General features: G+C 67.2%; 14 protein-coding genes. 9 read left to right on the top strand and 5 right to left on the bottom strand.

Translation table 11 applies throughout. The features are described 5' to 3' along the window. Positions 1-4: 4 nt before the first annotated feature. Both QFW81_RS02725 and QFW81_RS02720 read left to right on the top strand, forming a co-directional pair. Positions 5-775: a nucleotidyltransferase domain-containing protein gene (locus QFW81_RS02725; RefSeq protein ID WP_280577025.1), complete on the top strand. Its 771-nt coding sequence runs from the start codon at positions 5-7 to the stop codon at positions 773-775. Further along, entirely contained in the window at positions 759-920 is a 162-nt protein-coding gene (locus tag QFW81_RS02720) for a hypothetical protein (RefSeq protein WP_280577024.1), read from the top strand. Before QFW81_RS02725 ends, QFW81_RS02720 begins: the two co-directional genes overlap by 17 nt. Before the next feature lie 762 nt (positions 921-1,682). On the opposite strand, the gene QFW81_RS02715 is transcribed toward QFW81_RS02720, so the two are convergent. Beyond that, positions 1,683-3,740, bottom strand: coding sequence for an acyltransferase family protein (locus tag QFW81_RS02715; RefSeq protein ID WP_280577023.1), 2,058 nt, complete (start codon positions 3,738-3,740; stop codon positions 1,683-1,685). Between the two features lie 1,280 nt (positions 3,741-5,020). Here QFW81_RS02715 and QFW81_RS02710 point away from each other — a divergent pair. Further along, complete coding sequence (locus tag QFW81_RS02710; protein WP_280577022.1) at positions 5,021-5,155, top strand: hypothetical protein; 135 nt, start codon at positions 5,021-5,023, stop codon at positions 5,153-5,155. Positions 5,156-5,181: 26 nt separating this feature from the next. Here the strand turns inward: QFW81_RS02710 and QFW81_RS02705 are convergent, their stop codons facing one another. Together QFW81_RS02705 and QFW81_RS02700 are read right to left on the bottom strand one after the other, a co-directional pair. Continuing rightward, positions 5,182-5,571 carry an excalibur calcium-binding domain-containing protein gene (locus tag QFW81_RS02705; RefSeq protein WP_280577021.1) on the bottom strand — a complete coding sequence of 130 codons (390 nt, stop codon included), beginning with the start codon at positions 5,569-5,571 and terminating at the stop codon, positions 5,182-5,184. Next, positions 5,543-6,121, bottom strand: a complete 579-nt coding sequence (locus QFW81_RS02700; RefSeq protein ID WP_280577020.1) for a hypothetical protein — start codon at positions 6,119-6,121, stop codon at positions 5,543-5,545. The genes QFW81_RS02705 and QFW81_RS02700 overlap by 29 nt, the downstream gene beginning before the upstream one ends. Positions 6,122-6,587: 466 nt before the next feature. On the opposite strand from QFW81_RS02700, the gene QFW81_RS02695 reads away from it, so the two are divergent. Next, entirely contained in the window at positions 6,588-7,997 is a 1,410-nt protein-coding gene (locus tag QFW81_RS02695) for an amidohydrolase family protein (RefSeq protein ID WP_280577019.1), read from the top strand. A 73-nt stretch (positions 7,998-8,070) separates the two neighbouring features. Here the strand turns inward: QFW81_RS02695 and QFW81_RS02690 are convergent, their stop codons facing one another. Further along, the gene (locus QFW81_RS02690) at positions 8,071-8,622 is read right to left on the bottom strand and encodes a DUF6630 family protein (RefSeq protein WP_280577018.1); all 552 of its coding nucleotides are present in this window, start codon (positions 8,620-8,622) and stop codon (positions 8,071-8,073) included. A gap of 104 nt (positions 8,623-8,726) precedes the next feature. Here QFW81_RS02690 and QFW81_RS02685 point away from each other — a divergent pair, with 104 nt between their 5' ends. The 5 genes from QFW81_RS02685 (at position 8,727) to QFW81_RS02665 (ending at position 14,143) form a co-directional block, all read left to right on the top strand. Continuing rightward, complete coding sequence (locus QFW81_RS02685) at positions 8,727-8,876, top strand: hypothetical protein (RefSeq protein ID WP_280577017.1); 150 nt, start codon at positions 8,727-8,729, stop codon at positions 8,874-8,876. Between the two features lie 164 nt (positions 8,877-9,040). After that, positions 9,041-10,816, top strand: coding sequence for a type II CAAX endopeptidase family protein (locus QFW81_RS02680; protein ID WP_280577016.1), 1,776 nt, complete (start codon positions 9,041-9,043; stop codon positions 10,814-10,816). 62 nt (positions 10,817-10,878) lie between these two features. Beyond that, on the top strand, positions 10,879-11,208 hold the full coding sequence (locus tag QFW81_RS02675) for a metalloregulator ArsR/SmtB family transcription factor (protein ID WP_280577015.1): 330 nt from the start codon (positions 10,879-10,881) through the stop codon (positions 11,206-11,208). Between the two features lie 10 nt (positions 11,209-11,218). After that, entirely contained in the window at positions 11,219-11,650 is a 432-nt protein-coding gene (locus QFW81_RS02670; protein WP_280577014.1) for an SRPBCC family protein, read from the top strand. 351 nt (positions 11,651-12,001) lie between these two features. Next, positions 12,002-14,143 (top strand): prolyl oligopeptidase family serine peptidase, encoded by a 2,142-nt coding sequence (locus tag QFW81_RS02665; protein ID WP_280577013.1) that lies wholly within the window; start codon positions 12,002-12,004, stop codon positions 14,141-14,143. A 228-nt stretch (positions 14,144-14,371) separates the two neighbouring features. On the opposite strand, the gene QFW81_RS02660 is transcribed toward QFW81_RS02665, so the two are convergent. Further along, on the bottom strand, positions 14,372-15,382 hold the full coding sequence (locus QFW81_RS02660; RefSeq protein ID WP_280577012.1) for an aldo/keto reductase: 1,011 nt from the start codon (positions 15,380-15,382) through the stop codon (positions 14,372-14,374). Positions 15,383-15,488: the final 106 nt, after the last annotated feature.

The following is a 15,488-nucleotide window of genomic DNA, read 5'->3' as shown; positions in this document are numbered from 1 at the left end:
CTCCATGGAACGCAGGCCCGACAGCATGGCGAGGCAGGGCGTGAGGCGGCATGAACGGCCGCGAGGCGCGAGCGAATCCGCGCATCACGCCCCCAAACAATTGCTGGTGCCCGAAAAGGGCATTATCCTGCCCGATATGGGCAACGGGCAAAAGGCAGGCATCAGCGAGGCGGCAGCGTTGTACGCCAGCGCCAGCTTGGCCGAAGCCCTGTTCACAGCCACCCAGCGCCGCGTGCTCGCCTGCCTGTTCGGCCAGGCGAGCCGCTCGTACAGCGTGAGCGAACTCATCCACACCACTGGGGCCGGCAGCGGCGCCGTGCAGCGCGAACTGGCGCGTCTGGCCGGCAGCGGCCTGCTCACGGTCGAGCGCGTCGGCAACCAGAAGCGCTACCGCGCCAACCCCGATTCACCGATCCACGACGAATTGGTGGCCATCACGCGCAAAACATTCGGCCTGGCCGAACCCCTGCGCGAAGCGCTGGCGCCGCTGCGCCCGCAGATCCGGGGCGCATTCGTCTACGGCTCGGTCGCCAAAGGCAGCGGTTCGGCCGGCAGCGACATCGACCTGCTGCTGGTCTCGGACGCGCTCACCTACGCCGATGCCATGGCCGCCTTGCACCCGCTGTCCGCGCAGCTGCGCCGCAGCGTCAACCCCACGCTCTACACCTGCGCCGACCTGCGCGAGCGCATCGAATCCGGCAACAGCTTCGTCACCCGCATGCTCGACCAGCCGCGCCTCTGGCTGATCGGAGGCGAGCATGACCTCGCCGCTTGAAAACCTCGCCGGCAGCGGCAAGTCGTTGTCCTTCGAGACGCCGGACGCGGCCGAGATCGCCGGCCTGCTGCGTTCCGGCCGCGCGCGCCTCGCCGACGCAGGCAACGCCGCCCTCTCGCTCGAAAGCCGTTTCGACCTGGCCTAGAAGCGCCGCCCATGCGCTGTGCCTGGCCGCCCTGCGCCCGCACGGCTATCGCGCGCAACATCGCTACATCGTGTTCCAGATGCTGCCGCACACGCTGGGACTGGGACTGGGACTGGGACTGGGACTGGGACTGGGACTGGGACCGGCGGTCTGGCGCGTCTTGGCCAAGGCCCACGACCAGCGCAACCTAGCCGAGGACGAGGGGCCACGTGGACATCGAACAGCGCCTGGTCGTCGACGTGAACGCGGCGTGCCAAGCCGTCGCCGCCCGGCTCGACGCGGCGCCCCACCCGCAGCCCTGAGCCTCAACGCCCCGGGTGGCCAGCCTGGCGCCGCTCCGCTGTACTTCCGCCCGGCCCGCCCGCGCGCTATGGTCGCCGCCACGCCTGACTGCCCACGCTGCGGCGTGGCGATGGTGGAGCGCACCAACCGATTCACCGCGGCGACGTTCTGGAGTTGTGCCAGCTTTCCCGTCTGTCGTCGGGCGTGTTGCCCACGTCGCAGCATGTCCATTCATCGCAGCCGTCAAGCGAATGGGAGCTGTGATGAAGACGCTGGCCATGCTGCTGGTCTTGGGCTTCGCAGGGTAAGGCAGGTACAGCCGCTTCCGTGCAAGCAGCGAACTTGCAGCGACGCCGATCGCTGCGACGGCATCATCTTGACTCGATCCGAGTATTCTCCACCTGCGCCTGCCGCCTTATCAGCTTTCGATGCCCACGGGGACATGCCTTCAGATCCCTTTCAGAACCGCCAGCCCGGCTCTCACTTCCTCGGGTCATCGGCGGCTCGCTCCCCCAGCACGCTGTCAACGGGTACCTCCCGCAGCTTGGGGGCCAAGTGCCGGCTTAATGCGGGCGCGAGGGTTCTCGCGAAAGTCGCCGTCATGTGGTGGGCATCACGCCAAGCGACAACATTTCCTACAATTGGGCTGCAGAACTCGCGATTACAGATTGCGTCTGACAGATCAATAAGCTTCACACTCGGATGGGCTTCTACCGCCAGGACCAGAGGATCAATCCTTCCAAATGCACGGCTTCTCTCGACCCGGCAATCCTCGGGAGACGATGTAGAACTCAGGCAGTCCGGCACCTGCACCGAGAATGAGGGAGTGTCCTTCAAAGCTACAACGTCGATTCCGATCTCCTCGAGTGACGCCCATACTCTGGTGAATGATGCTGCAAGCATTGCGCCACTCTGTTCCCGTGAGCCTGCGATCTTCGACAAAGAGGACTTAGAGTGAGCGAACAGCACAACGTCTGGCCTCTCGCGCCGCAACCACTCGATCACCTCCAACGACCAAGCCATGCAAGACCGATACTGTTCAAGGTCGTGATGGATCTCTAGATCGGTCACCGCACACGCCGATTTGGTGATCGCAACCAATCTGGCATCCGAATGCTCTGCGACGACTTGCAGCGCGGGAACCCAGTGAACGGCGTGGCTGTCGCCAACAATGACTAAGCGTGGGCCCTTCCTGTCCTGCCCATAAACGCATTCTTTCACCTCGTCTCTGAGAAGGCTCGCGATACAGCCGTCAGAGTATGGATCACCCTTGTCATCCTTCGCTAACAACGGATGAGGCCGCGGATCCGAGGCCTGAACGGTAAAGCCGTCTGTTAATGCCAGTGCCCCAGGATAGTTGCCCGCTTGCACCATTTTCGGAGGTCGCGATTTCTCATGCCTTTCGACTTGGTACTTGATAGACAGCCAGCAGAAAAGAGACAGCGCAATACATGCGGCAGCTAGCGCTACCGGCCTCCAGCGCCCACTAAGCACGTCCGGCCGGCGAAAAAAATCTTCAATAAGCTGCTTCGACTGATGTGCCAGCGCGAACGATACTCCTGCCACCACCACGCCATCGACCAAACCTAATGTTCGACCTACCATGGCCTGATAGAAGACAATCACTGGCCAGTGCCACAGGTATAGCGAATACGACAGATCGCCGATGTACTGCATCGGCCTGTTGGTCAACAGCCTCGACGACGACAAGATGCCATTCTGGCATCCCGCCGCAATCAACAGCGTGGCTCCCAATGTCGGCAAGAGTGCCGTGTAACCAGGAAAGGCGGTGTTCTCGTTGAAGGTAAAGGCGGCGGCTCCGATCATTGCCAGTCCCAGCCAGCCCAGAGCCACCCTGAGGCCTATCGTACCCCTCTCCCAGAAAGTGAAAACGGCGAGCGCTCCCCCTAGTGCTAGCTCCCATGCGCGGGTCGTCGTAGCAAAGTACGCTAACCCGGGAGACTTCGGAGTCAGGTATACCGAATAACAAAGCGAGGCAGCACCGATTACTACGATTATGGTGCGAAAAGTGACGCGAACAGTCGCTCTACTGCGGCGTAGCAGCGTGCCGAAAAGCAGAAAAAGAAGTGGCCATACGATGTAGTACTGTTCCTCGACGGACAAGGACCAGTAGTGCTGTAGAGGACTCGGTGCATTCTCGGCGGCGAGATAGTCGATGGCTTGTGCAGCAAGCCACCAGTTTTCAACGTACAGAGCGCTTGCGGCTATTTCGTTGGCGGCATCGTTCCACTGCGTCATCGGCAACAGTGAGATGCAGATCGCAACCGTCAAAAGAACGAGCGTCGCAGCTGGAAGGAGGCGCTTGATGCGTTTGGCGTAGAAGCCGAGGATGTCGATGCTGCCATGCTTCTCGGCCTGCCTGAGCAGGATACCAGTAATCAGAAATCCCGAGATTACGAAAAATACATCGACGCCAACGTATCCCCCTGGAAGCGCAGAGGGCCAGATGTGGAAAATAAGCACAGCCAGTACGGCAATCGCCCGGAGGCCTTGGATCTCCGGGCGGTAGTGGCTCACCTTCTTCTCAGGCTGGTAGCCAGCCAGATCTCTATTATTCATTCATTGCCTGCGTTAAATCTACCGAGAACCTGATCTCTCGCCTCTCCAGTCGCAGTTCGGCGTGGCGAGATCCCACCAGCATACTCATACGTTGATCCATTCCGCTCGAATGTTTCCCGAATTTGTTTCGTCAGAAGTTTCGTGACGGGCGGCTTAGCGCCGTGCTGGAACCGGATGATCGATCCGCGCACCATTAATGGACGTAACCGCCGACAGAACTGATTCCGACAATCTCTTCTTTCCATGCTGCATAGACCGGTTTGTCGGACAGGCAGATGGCTCGGCAGCCATACATGTCGGCTCGAACCAAAAACCAGTTACATCTGCAGCTCCCCAGATAATCTTTTGGCGTAGAGGCTAATTCAAACTGTTCGTTGTGCTCGCCATATATAGATTCTCCCCGACCGTCGGCACAGATTTTCGGCCAACGCCGAGACACGACAGCACCGTAAACTTCAGGCGTACGCGAGGATCCCCACCAAGGCAATTAGTACCGGCCAGCTGTGTCTGATCTACCCAAGGAAGAAGCCAAGGCAGGTCACCTTGAGTTTAACAGTTCAGTCAAGTCCATGAACTCTATCCCTTGACAGAGATGCTCCATCACCGTGTCCGTTGGGCTCACGCCGCCGCCGGCCGCACCTCGATCCCCAGCGCCGGCGCGATCATGCGCTTCGCCTCGTCCTCGCTCGACAGCGTCTTCCAGCCTGCGCGCGTCGGCCGGCCTCCCAGGTCCAAAGCTTGTGGCCGTTGATGCAGAGCTGCTTGTGCGTGGTCCCAAGCAGGGCGTCGGTCCGTGCGCGCGCAAGGAACGTCGCATCGGTCGGACCCTCGACGCCCCAGTCGATGCGCAGGTTGAAGCGCGCGGCTCGAGGCAGTCGATGGGCGCGCCCGGCTCGGCCTCCTCGATGTGGAAGCGGGATTTCCGGTCGATCACGTCATTCATGCGTCACACCGCGTCGACGTCACCGGCGTCGCCGCCGTCGCGCGCTTCCTGGAAAGCGTCGAACTGTTGCAGCGCCGCGTCCTCGTCGCCCGGGCTAATGACCAGGAGCAGTTGCCATACAGACGAAGGGGATGGGGGGAGTTGAGCCGACCTCGCGGATGGCGCGCTCCTGCATGCACAATGCATAGCCCCCGCACGATCAGGACGTGCCATGGACGTTGAAACTCTCCTCCGCGCAGCCCTTCGAGAAGCGGGCTACGGACCCGATGCCATCGGGTCGGCATTGCCGCGGATCATGCGCATCCTGCAGGCGGAGGATGTGCGCATCGAAGCCGGCCGCACGCTCTCGCGCAAGGAGCGCGAGTACGTGCGCGTGCAACTCGAGATGGGCGTCGACGTGTCGGAGATTGTGGCCGGCCTCAAGCGCTGAGCGTGTTGCCCGTCAGCCACCAGGCGTCACCTTCCGCGGTATGGCTCGCAGCCGATCCCATCGTTGTCGCGGTCCAGATGCGGCCCGTAACCCGGGTCCCCGCGATACACCGGCGCCGCGCCGGCCGCGCGGGCCTCGGTGCAGTTCGCAAAGGCGCGGCCCGCAGGCGCTTGCCCTGACGGGGCTGCCCGCGCAGGCGCGAAGGTGGCGGGCGCCACGTTCTGCCGCCGCGGCGCACTGGCGGCGGCGGGCCGGTGGCAGTGGTAATCGCCCGTCTTGCGGTTGGTGTGGCAGCCCTCGGCATTGAGGCCGCCACCATGCGCCCAGGCGGCGCCGGAACCGAGCAGCGCGATCAGCAGGGCCGCGGATGGCGCCGCGGCGCGCCCGTTACGGAATCTGGACACGTGCGCACGCATCGCAGCGCTTCGCCGGATCGACCTCGTAGGGCGCGGTCGGAATCGCCGGAGTCGCCATGGAGACCGGCTGCACCACGGGAACAGCGGTAGGCGCCGTCTGCGCGACGGCAGCCACGGGCTGCACGGCAGCCACCTGGTCGCCGCCGGGCGGGACATGGATCGCGATGCCGCTGCCCACCTTGACGAAAGTCGCGGCGCTGAAGCCCGATCCCCAGATGTGGCCGCCAGACGCGAACGCGTTGCCGAAGCCGACGCTGCCCGAATACTGGTCCTCCACACCCTGCAGCAGGATGCCGTTCGCGCCCAGGGCCGCGGCTTCGTCCCGAAGACGCTCGACCACCTTGTTGGTCTTCTGCTGCGAGGTGATCGCGAACGATGCGTTGTTGTTCGACTTCAGGACCGCGACGTTCTCGTAGACGGCCGGCGGCTGCAGGTACAGGCGCACTTCGCTGGGCGAGATGGCGGGGCGCTGCTGGCCGACCAGGATGTGCGAGCTGGTGCAACCGGACAGCGCGAGTAGCGCCAGCACGGCGATGGTGATGGACTTCATGGATCCTCCCCGGGATTCCGTTCCGCTGGCGAAGCCAGCGCCCCAGGTAACCAGCACGACTCGTGCCAGCCCGTTCAGGAACCGGGCGCACGTCGCCTGTAGGGCAAACTGCCCTGCGGGGGCACTAATGGTCGCGGCTGGGGGGAATGAAGGTTGCATCAGCCGAGTCGCGACATGTGTTGCAAGTGCGGGTTCGATGTGGGGCTTGTATGGGAGCCCCGACGATGACGCTCCGGTGGAGGAACCTGTCCGCTTTCTCCGGAACGAGCGATCGGAATAGACGCCACCGCGCAGCTTGAGCGACTCACGACAACTGATCCGGGCACTGCAAGCGTGTTCGCGCTGAACTCGGCACAGTCCGTTGGTCTATGACATCCGACACGTTCGCTAGAATGTTCGGCTTCGTCATCCTGTCCACCGCATTGTTCGAATGCAGTGAACCGCCTGAGAATCCGGAGCGCCAGCCTTGATCCATTCGTTGCTTTTCATCCGCCTCGTCTGCCTGTGCTGCCTCGCCTTCCTGAGCGGAGGCGCCTTCGCGCAATCTCCCGCGGTTCCGCCGAAGGACACGACCGCGTTCGTCCGCGTCAACGTGCTGCCGATGGATCGCGAACGCGTCCTGCGCGACCAGGTGGTGCTTGTCGAGGACGGGCACATCGCGGCGATCGGCCGCGCGCTGGCGGTGCCCGAAGGCGCGCGCATCGTCGATGGCGAAGGCAGCGCGTGGCTGCTGCCGGGACTGGCCGACATGCATAACCATGTCGACGGACTCCAGGATCTCGACCTGCAGCTCGCGCTCGGCATCACCACTACGCTGCACATGGGAGAGGCGCGCAACAGTTTCGTCGGCCGGACGCGCGCGGCGATCGCGAACGGCGAGCGGGCCGGGCCGAGGGCGTTCGTGGCGCTGGCGGTCGACGGTTCGCCGCGCTACGGCCATCTGGTGGTCGCGGACGTCGACGATGCCCGCGCCGCGGTGCGTGTCGCACGCAGCAACGGCTACGACTTCATCAAGGTCTACAACAACCTGCCTGCCGATGCATTCTCCGCCCTGCTCCAGGAGGCGCGCGTGCACGGCATTCCCGTGGTCGGGCACGGCGTCGCGGACGTCGGCCTGGAGCGCCAGCTGGAGTCCGGACAGGCGCTGGTGGCGCATGCGGAGGAGTTCTTCTATACGTTCTTCCCGCAGCCTGCCGGGGATGATCCGAACGCCGCACCGGACGACCGCGAGATCGAAGCGGCGATCGGGCTGCTGCGCCGGCACGGCACCGCCGTCGTGGCGGATCTCGTGACCTACGAGACCATCGCGCGCCAGTGGGGGCGACCGGACGTGGTGGATGCCTTCCTGCGGGCGCCGGAATCGCGCTATCTGCATCCGGCATTGCGCGTGTCGTGGCCGCTGCAGGGGTACGCGAGGCGCAGCGGCAGTCTCCAGGCGCGCGCGGGTTTCCTGCGGCGTTTCGTCAAGGCGATGGACGAAGCGGGCGTGCCGCTGCTGTCGGGCACCGATGCGCCGGATATCCCGGGACTGGTGCCCGGATTCGCGCTGCATCGCAACCTCGCCGCGCTGGTCGAGGCTGGGCTGAGCCCGCACGCCGCGCTGGCGACGGCCACGCGCGTTCCCGGCGACTTCATCCGCCGCACCAGGCCGGGGCTTCCAGCGTTCGGTGTCGTGGCCGAAGGCGCACGCGCCGATCTGCTGCTGGTGGCGGATGATCCGCTTGCGGACCTGTCGACGCTGGCATCCCCGATGGGGGTGATGGCGGATGGGCGCTGGTATCCGCGAGCCGATCTGGAGGCGCGCCGGGACAAGATCCGTGCTGCGTACGCGCAGGCGGCATCGACGGCACTCGATGCCTCGGCGGCGGATCGCTGAGGGGGAGGCTGTTTCCGGCCCCGATGTTCGACGACGGACGGGATCGATCCACGCGACGGGCGCCGCGGCGACGTCAGGCGTCCGCCGGCCGCACCTCGATCCCCAGCGCGGGGGCGATCGCGCGCATCGCCTCGTCGTCGCTCGACAGCGTCATCCAGCCGGCGCGCGCGTCGGTACCGGTCTCCCAGGTCCACAGCGTGTAGCCGTCGAGGCGCAGCTGCTCGTGCGCGGTCTCGAGCAGGGCGTCGATCGACACGCGCGCGAGGAAGGCCGCGTCGGTCGGATCCTCCACGCCCCAGTCGATGCGCAGGTTGAAGCGCGCGGCCAGCTCGACGAGGCAGTCGATCAGGGCGCCGGGCTCGCTCTCCTCGATGTGGAAGCCGGACTTCCAGTCGATCACGTCCTTCAGCAGCCACACCACGTCGACGTCCCCGGCATCGCCGCCGTCGAGCGCCTCCTGGAACGCGCCGAACTGCTGCAGCGCCGCGTCCTCGTCGCCGGGGTTGATGACCAGCAGCAGCTGCCACACCCAGGCCTCGTCGTTGGCATCGTCGTCGAGACCGGCGCGCTCGGGCTCGCCCGCGTAGTTGTCGTCGGGATCGAATTCTTCATCGGGCAGGGTCATGGCGTGCAGGTCCGCTGGGGTCTGGGATCGAAGGCCTGCCGGATCGGGCAGGCATGGGGTTGCGGCGCGCCCATGCTAAAGCGTCCGCCGCACGGACTCACCTCATGTGCGACGCACGCGTGTTCGATCTCGCTGGCCAGTCCGGGACGATCACCGCGCAGCGGATCATCCTGGATGCCGAGGCGTTCTTCCGCCCGCCCGAACAACGGATGGACCTGGGCACGGGGCAGTGGCTGGCGCAGCCGGTGAGTTGACCGGCAGAGGCCTGCCCACCCTGCGGCAGGCTGGAGACCGGGCGGTCCGACGGGAATGCGACCGCGACGCCCTGACGGACCGCCGGCGTTGTTATGCTGGCCGGCATCCGGCGATGGGGATCGCCCGGACGCACTCGGGGACATGTGGCATGCGAAGTGGGGGAATGCGCGTCGTGCTGCGCGCGGGCCTGGTGGTGTCCTGTCTGTTGGCGGGCTCTTACGCCGCCGCGCGAGAGGGCTCGCGGCTCGAGCAGGAGGTGGCCCATGTCGATAGCGCCACGGAAGCGGCCTACGTCGAGGTGCTGGCGCGCTACGCGCAGGCGACGGAGCCGGGTGCGGACGATGCGTCGCTGATCGTCGAGCGCTGCGAGTTCATCGAACGCTACTCCGATCCGGAAGCCGGGCGGTTCCTCGCCAGGAGCGAAGCCGATGCCGAAGCGTGCGAAGACAGCCTGGATGCGCTTGGGGACGCGCCCGAGGTCCTGGTCCATCGCTTCGAGCGCACCTGGGACGAGGACGCGCGGGAATCCGGAGAAGCCCTGCTGGCGCGTTCGGACACGTGGCCGATGCCGTTGCGGCGGCGGATGACCGCGGCTCTGGCCGAGCGTTACCGCTACGCGGACGACAAGCAGGGCCGGAGGGACGATCTGCTCGTCGCCGCTGCCGAGCTTGGCCACGGCGAACACGTCGGGCCGGCGGTGAAGGCGATGGTCGAGACCGGGGAGTATAGGCGTGCGACCGTCCTGCTCGAACGCGCCGGGCCTGCGACGGACGACTGGATCGCCTCGGAACGGGTGCGTGCGGCGCTGGCGATGCCGGACCGTGCAGTGTCGCTGCGCGAACTGCAACGCCACACGGCGGATGGTCGCGAGATCGTTCCCGCGTTGGCGGCGCTGGTCTACCTGCGCGCGGGCGACACGCAATCCGCCAAGGCCGCCATCGACGCGGCGAACGGTTTCGAGAACGAGGAACTGCGCGAGGCCAGGTTCAAGGTCGCGCTGGCCCGCGGGGACTTCGCCGCGGCCGCCGATGCCGTGCACATGAACGACATGGAACATCTCGCGCAGAATACCGGCCGGTTTCTCGCCTTGGTCCGGGTCTCGCCCGCGAGCGTGCTGCTGCCCGGCCTGTGGCTGTCGCTGGCGATCCTGTCTGCCTACCTGATCTTCTACCTGCTGTTACCCGGTCTGCTCCTGGTGCCGGTGCACTATCGGGGACTGGTTCGGCGCTGCGCCGGGCGTCCGCCGTCGCCGCTGTTCGAGCCGGTGGGGCTGCGTCACGCCTGGTTGGCGGCCATCGCATTCATGCTGGTACCGATGGTCGTGCTGGCCGTCATCGACCCCGAGGGCTTCGGCCCGGTGTTCGCGGAGGGCACCAATCCCGATCCTGCCCGACTGCTGCAATGGGTATCGATCTCGAATGCCGTCTCCCTCCTGTTGTTCGTTCCGATGTTCGCGACGTTGGCCCGGCTTGGGTGCTTCCATCCCGGAGCGCTGGCGACGGCGTGGTGGCGGATTCTCGTGGCGATCGCCGCGACGCTGGCGGTGGGCACCGCGCTGGCCGTCCTGCACCACGCGACCGGCGCGGACACCGTCACGCAGCAGGTCGAGATGGTGCAGCAGCTCGTCGACAGTGGCGACACGCCCTGGAAGGGCTCCTTCGCGCTGCTGGTGATCGCGGCTCTGGTGCCGATCTGGGAGGAATTCGCGTTCCGGGGCATGATCCTCGGTGGCATCGCACGACATATCGGTTTCGGCTGGGCCAACTTCCTGCAGGCGCTCGCGTTCGCCGCATGCCACATGGACTGGCCGCGCTTTCCCTACTACCTCGTCATGGGCCTCATGGCGGGCTGGCTGGTGAGATCAACCGGCAGCCTGGCCCCGGCCATTGCGATGCATATGGCGATCAACGCGCTGGCCTTCGCCCTGCAGCGCAGCTGATGACCACGTGGCGGCCTCGAACCGACATTGACATCGCACGAATCATTCACCAACATGGGTGAATGTTGAAACACGACGCCCGCGACAACGTGCTGATCGCCTTCGCCGATCCCACCCGGCGCGCGATCCTGGAGCGGCTCTCGCGCGGGGAGGCGCGGGTGACCGAGGTGGCGGCGCCGTTCGCGATCTCGCTCAATTCGGTGTCCAAGCACATCCGCATCCTGGAGCGGGCGCGGCTGGTGCGGCGCCGGCGGGTCGGCCGCGAGCACGTGCTGCGCATCAATCCGAAACCCATCGAGGACGCGGCGGCGTGGATGCGCACGCGCACCGAGCAATGGAGCGGCCGGCTGGAACGGCTGGCGCACCTCCTCGATGCCACCACCCCCGACTGAAGGAGTCCGCATGACCACGCCCATCCTGATCCGCGTGACCCACCGCTACGCGCATCCGCCCGAGCGCGTGTTCGATGCCTGGCTCGACCCCGCGACGACGGCGCGCTTCATGTTCTCCACCGACACCGGCACCCTGGTGCGCTGCGAGATCGACCCGCGCGTGGGCGGCCGTTTCGTGATGACCGACCGGCGCCCCGACGGCGATGTCGAGCACTGCGGGCGCTATCTCGAGATCGACCGCCCGCACCGGCTGGTGTTCACCTTCGGCATCCCCGCGGTGTCGCCGGACGAGGACCGCATCACCCTGGAGTTCCGCGCCGTCGACGGCGGCTGCGAGGTCACGCTCACCGACGAGATGGATCCGGCCTGGCGCGAGTACGAGGACAGCAGCCGCAAGGCCTGGGCGAAGATGCTGGCATCGCTGGAACAGACGCTGGACTGACGGATCCGGGGCCTGGCGCGATCAGACGCGTAGCCCGGATAAGGCCGCAGGCCGCATCCGGGGAGGCGGAGACATCGGAGCACGATCGAAGCACGATCGAAGGTCGCGTCGTTCTGCGGGCGGCGGCGCTCCGCTCTGCCGGAGCGGTGGCGCTCTTTGTGTGGCGTGGCAGCGGCACCCGGGTGCGCTTCGCTTACCCGGGCTACGGAACGGGCGCGCCTGGCCGGAACCCGAAGTCGCCGCATCCGGCAGGTGCGCCGTAAGGGTCCGCCTGTCGGTTCGTCGGCGCTTTTCGCGTTCAAGACGCCAGCACCCCGCACCTCGCGTGCCGTCCTGTTCCGGAGATCCCCGATGACGCACCTCCGCCCGCTGCGGCCCCTGTGGCTGCTTGCCCTGCTGGCCCCCTGCCTGTCCGTCGCCCAGCCGCCCGTGGCGAAGGTCGCGCCGGTGGTCGACGACTACTACGGCACGCAGGTCACCGACCCCTATCGCTGGATGGAGAGCGGCAAGGATCCGGACTGGCTGCCGTGGCTGAAGGCGCAGGGCGCGCATACGCAGTCGGTGTTCGCGGCGCTGCCGGGGCGGGCCTCGCTGCTGGCCGACGTGGCCGCGCGCTCGGGCGAACTGAGCAGCGTGGGCCGCAGCGAACTGGCAGGCGGCCGTGTGTTCCACGAGATCCGCGCCGCCGGCGAGCAGGACACCAAGCTGATGGTGCGCGAGGCCGACGGCAGCGTGCGCGTGCTGCTCGATCCCAGCCAGCTGCAGGGCGACGGCGAACAGGTACTCGACACCTGGTCGGCCGCACCCGACGGCATGCATGTGCTGGTGGCATTGTCGAAGCGCGGCACCGAGCATTCCACCCTGCGGGTGCTGGAGGTGGCCGGCGCGACCCTGCTGCCCGCGGCGATCCCGCATGCGATGGCGCTGGGCTGGACCGCGGACGGCCGCGCCTTCAGCTATCTCAAGTTCGTGGGCGAGCCGGGCACGCCCGGGTACTTCGTCGGCAACGAGCCGCGCCTGCACCGGCTGGGCGCGGACGCTACCGACGTGGTGCTGGCGCGCCGCGGCGAGGGCGGCATCGAGGCCGCGCCCACCCAGTTCCTGCCGGTGCTGTTCGATCCGGGCAGCGATACCGCGCTGGCGTTCGTGCGCGACGGCCGCAGCGAGATGGCCATGTACCGCGCCGATGCCGACGCGGCGATGACCGGCCAGGCGGAGTGGACCCGCTTCGCCGGATTCGATGACGTGGTGGTGGATGCCGTGCTGCACGGCGACCGCATGTTCCTACTCTCGAAGCGTGGCGCGTCCGGCGGCCGCGTGCTGGAGACCTCGGCTAGCGCGCCGGACCTGGCGCAGGCGCGCGCGCTGTCGCTGCCGGGAGATCCGGTGATCGAGTCGATCCTGCCCACCCGTGGCGGGCTGCTGGTGCGCACGCTGGAAGGCGCGGTGTCGGGCCTGTGGCGGATTGCCGAAGGGCAGGCGCCCGCGCGCATCGCCCTGCCGTTCGAAGGCCAGGTGTCGTGGCTGCGCGGCGACACGCAAGCAGGCCACGTGCTGGTGGCGATGACCGGCTGGTTCACGCCGCTCACCGTCTACCGCCTGGACCTGGACAGTGGGCGCATGGAAGACCTGTCCCTGGTGCCGGCGCCGCCGTTCGACACCGCGGGCTACGCCGCACGCCGCAGCGTGGCCACCGCGCGCGACGGCGTGCAGGTGCCCTACACGCTGGTCATGAAGAAAGTCGCCTCGCCCGATGCCGGCACGCCGGTACTGCTCGAGGCCTACGGCTCGTACGGCTATCCCGCCTCGCCGCGCTTCAACGCGCGCATGCTCGCCTTCCTCGATCGCGGCGGCGTGTACGCGGTGGCCAACGTGCGCGGCGGCGGCGAGTTCGGCCGCGACTGGCACTACGCTGGCAAGGCGGCGACAAAGGCCAACACCTGGCGCGATGCGATCGACGTGGCGGAGAAGCTGGTCGCCGATCGCATCGGATCATCCGCCACGATGACCCTGCTCGGCACCTCGGCCGGCGGCGTGATGCTGGGCGGCGCGATCAACGAACGGCCCGACCTGTTCAGCGGCGCGATCGCCAACGTCGGCTTCATGAATCCGATCCGCTACGTGTCCGAGCAGAACTACGCCGACATCGAGGAGTGGGGCGGGCCGATCGCCGATGCGCAGACGTTCCGCACCATGTTCGATCTCGATCCCTACCAGCACATCCGCGAAGGCGTGGACTATCCGGCGACGCTGGTGGTGAGCGGCCTCAACGATCCGCGCGCGGCCACCTTCCACAGCGCCAAGTACGCCGCACGCCTGGCCGCCGCCACCGCGAGCGACGAACCGGTCTTGCTGCGCATCGATTTCGAGGCCGGTCACGGCATGGGATCCAGCCGCAGCCAGCTCGACGAGGTGTGGACCGACATCTACGCGTTCGCGCTGTGGCAGGGCGGCCGGACCGAATTCCAGCCGCCTCCGGTTCGGGCGCCGTAGCGCGACGCGCGGCCTGCGAGGCTGGTGTGCCGCAGGCTGACGCAATCCCCGGATGCGGCCTGCGGCCTTATCCGGGCTACGCCGTGCGACGCCGTTGCGCGCATGGGCCGAACCGGCGTCGCGCCGGAATGCCCTCGGCGGCGGATCGCGGCGTGCCACCGAGGAGATCGTGCGGTTCGCGCACGTCGACCCTGGAACCCGGCGCGTCGGCGGACGCCGGTCAAGTCGTCAGTCGTCGACCGGCAGCGGCGCCCGCGGATCCACCAGCCCGGCCTCGCGCAGCTCGCGCCAGAAATCCGCGGGCACGGTTTCGGTGAGCGCGGCGCGGTCCTCGGCGATCCGGTCGGGCCGGCTGGCGCCGGGGATCACCGCTGCCACCGCCGGGTTGGCCAGCGCGAACTGCAGCCCGGCCGCCTTCATGCTGACGCCGTAGCGGTCGGCGATCGCCTTGATCCGCGCCACCTTGCCCAGGATGTGCGGCGGCGCGGGCGCGTATTCGAAGTTCGGGCCGCCCACCAGCACGCCGGAGCTGTAGGGGCCGCCCACCACGATGCCGAGCCCGCGTTCGGCCACTTTCGGCATCACCCGCTGCAGGGCGAGGTCGTGGTCGAGCAGGGTGTAGCGGCCGGCGAGCAGGAAGCCGTCGGGGCGCGGTTCGTCCAGGTCGAGCAGCAGTTCGATCGCCTCCACCTTGTTCACGCCCAGGCCCCAGGCCTGGATCACGCCTTCGTCGCGCAGCCGGTCGAGCGCGCGGAAGGCGCCGGTGCGGGCGCGTTCGAACTGGCCGATCCATTCGTCGCCGTAGAAATCCTGGGCCACGTCGTGCACCCAGGCGATCTCGATGCGGTCGGTGTGCAGGCGCTTGAGGCTGTCGTCGATCGAACGCAGGGTGGCGTCGTGCGAGTAGTCGTTGACCACGCGGTTGGGCCGGCCGTGTTCGAACAGGCCGCCCTTCTCGCCCTGGTCGCGCACGCCTTCTTCCGTCTCGTCCAGCACCAGCCGGCCAACCTTGGTGCTGATGACGTACTCGTCGCGCGGGCGCGCGGCCAGCATCTCGCCCAGGCGCAGTTCGGCCAGGCCGGCGCCGTAGAGGGGCGCGGTGTCGAAGTAGCGGATGCCGTCGTTCCAGGCGGCGTCGACCGTGGCGCGTGCTTCGTCTTCGGGAATGTCGCGGAACATGTTGCCCAGCGGCGCGGTACCGAAACCGATGCGCTGCGGCAGTAGGGTCTTGAGGGACATGGGGGGATCCTCGGACAGGGAGTGGAAAGAGGCGCTGGCACGCGCGCGATGCCGCCACGATGCCGCAACCGGCCTTCAGGCGATGTCATCGCGGGGCGGCGGGCTC

This window comes from Luteimonas kalidii, assembly GCF_029887935.1.
GTDB classification, from domain to species: domain Bacteria; phylum Pseudomonadota; class Gammaproteobacteria; order Xanthomonadales; family Xanthomonadaceae; genus Luteimonas; species Luteimonas kalidii.
Note: the sequence above shows the minus strand (reverse complement) of the source record. Positions and strands in the feature narration are given on the sequence as shown.

Bases quoted from the DNA above. Each gene is read 5' to 3' on its own strand.
- QFW81_RS02685 (WP_280577017.1), top strand. From the start codon at position 8,727: ATGTGCGACGCACGCGTGTTCGATCTCGCTGGCCAGTCCGGGACGATC.
- QFW81_RS02660 (WP_280577012.1), bottom strand. From the start codon at position 15,382: ATGTCCCTCAAGACCCTACTGCCGCAGCGCATCGGTTTCGGTACCGCG.
- QFW81_RS02710 (WP_280577022.1), top strand. From the start codon at position 5,021: ATGCGCATCCTGCAGGCGGAGGATGTGCGCATCGAAGCCGGCCGCACG.
- QFW81_RS02720 (WP_280577024.1), top strand. From the start codon at position 759: ATGACCTCGCCGCTTGAAAACCTCGCCGGCAGCGGCAAGTCGTTGTCC.
- QFW81_RS02670 (WP_280577014.1), top strand. From the start codon at position 11,219: ATGACCACGCCCATCCTGATCCGCGTGACCCACCGCTACGCGCATCCG.
- QFW81_RS02700 (WP_280577020.1), bottom strand. From the start codon at position 6,121: ATGAAGTCCATCACCATCGCCGTGCTGGCGCTACTCGCGCTGTCCGGT.
- QFW81_RS02725 (WP_280577025.1), top strand. From the start codon at position 5: ATGGAACGCAGGCCCGACAGCATGGCGAGGCAGGGCGTGAGGCGGCAT.
- QFW81_RS02665 (WP_280577013.1), top strand. From the start codon at position 12,002: ATGACGCACCTCCGCCCGCTGCGGCCCCTGTGGCTGCTTGCCCTGCTG.
- QFW81_RS02680 (WP_280577016.1), top strand. From the start codon at position 9,041: ATGCGCGTCGTGCTGCGCGCGGGCCTGGTGGTGTCCTGTCTGTTGGCG.
- QFW81_RS02675 (WP_280577015.1), top strand. From the start codon at position 10,879: ATGTTGAAACACGACGCCCGCGACAACGTGCTGATCGCCTTCGCCGAT.
- QFW81_RS02705 (WP_280577021.1), bottom strand. From the start codon at position 5,571: ATGCGTGCGCACGTGTCCAGATTCCGTAACGGGCGCGCCGCGGCGCCA.
- QFW81_RS02690 (WP_280577018.1), bottom strand. From the start codon at position 8,622: ATGACCCTGCCCGATGAAGAATTCGATCCCGACGACAACTACGCGGGC.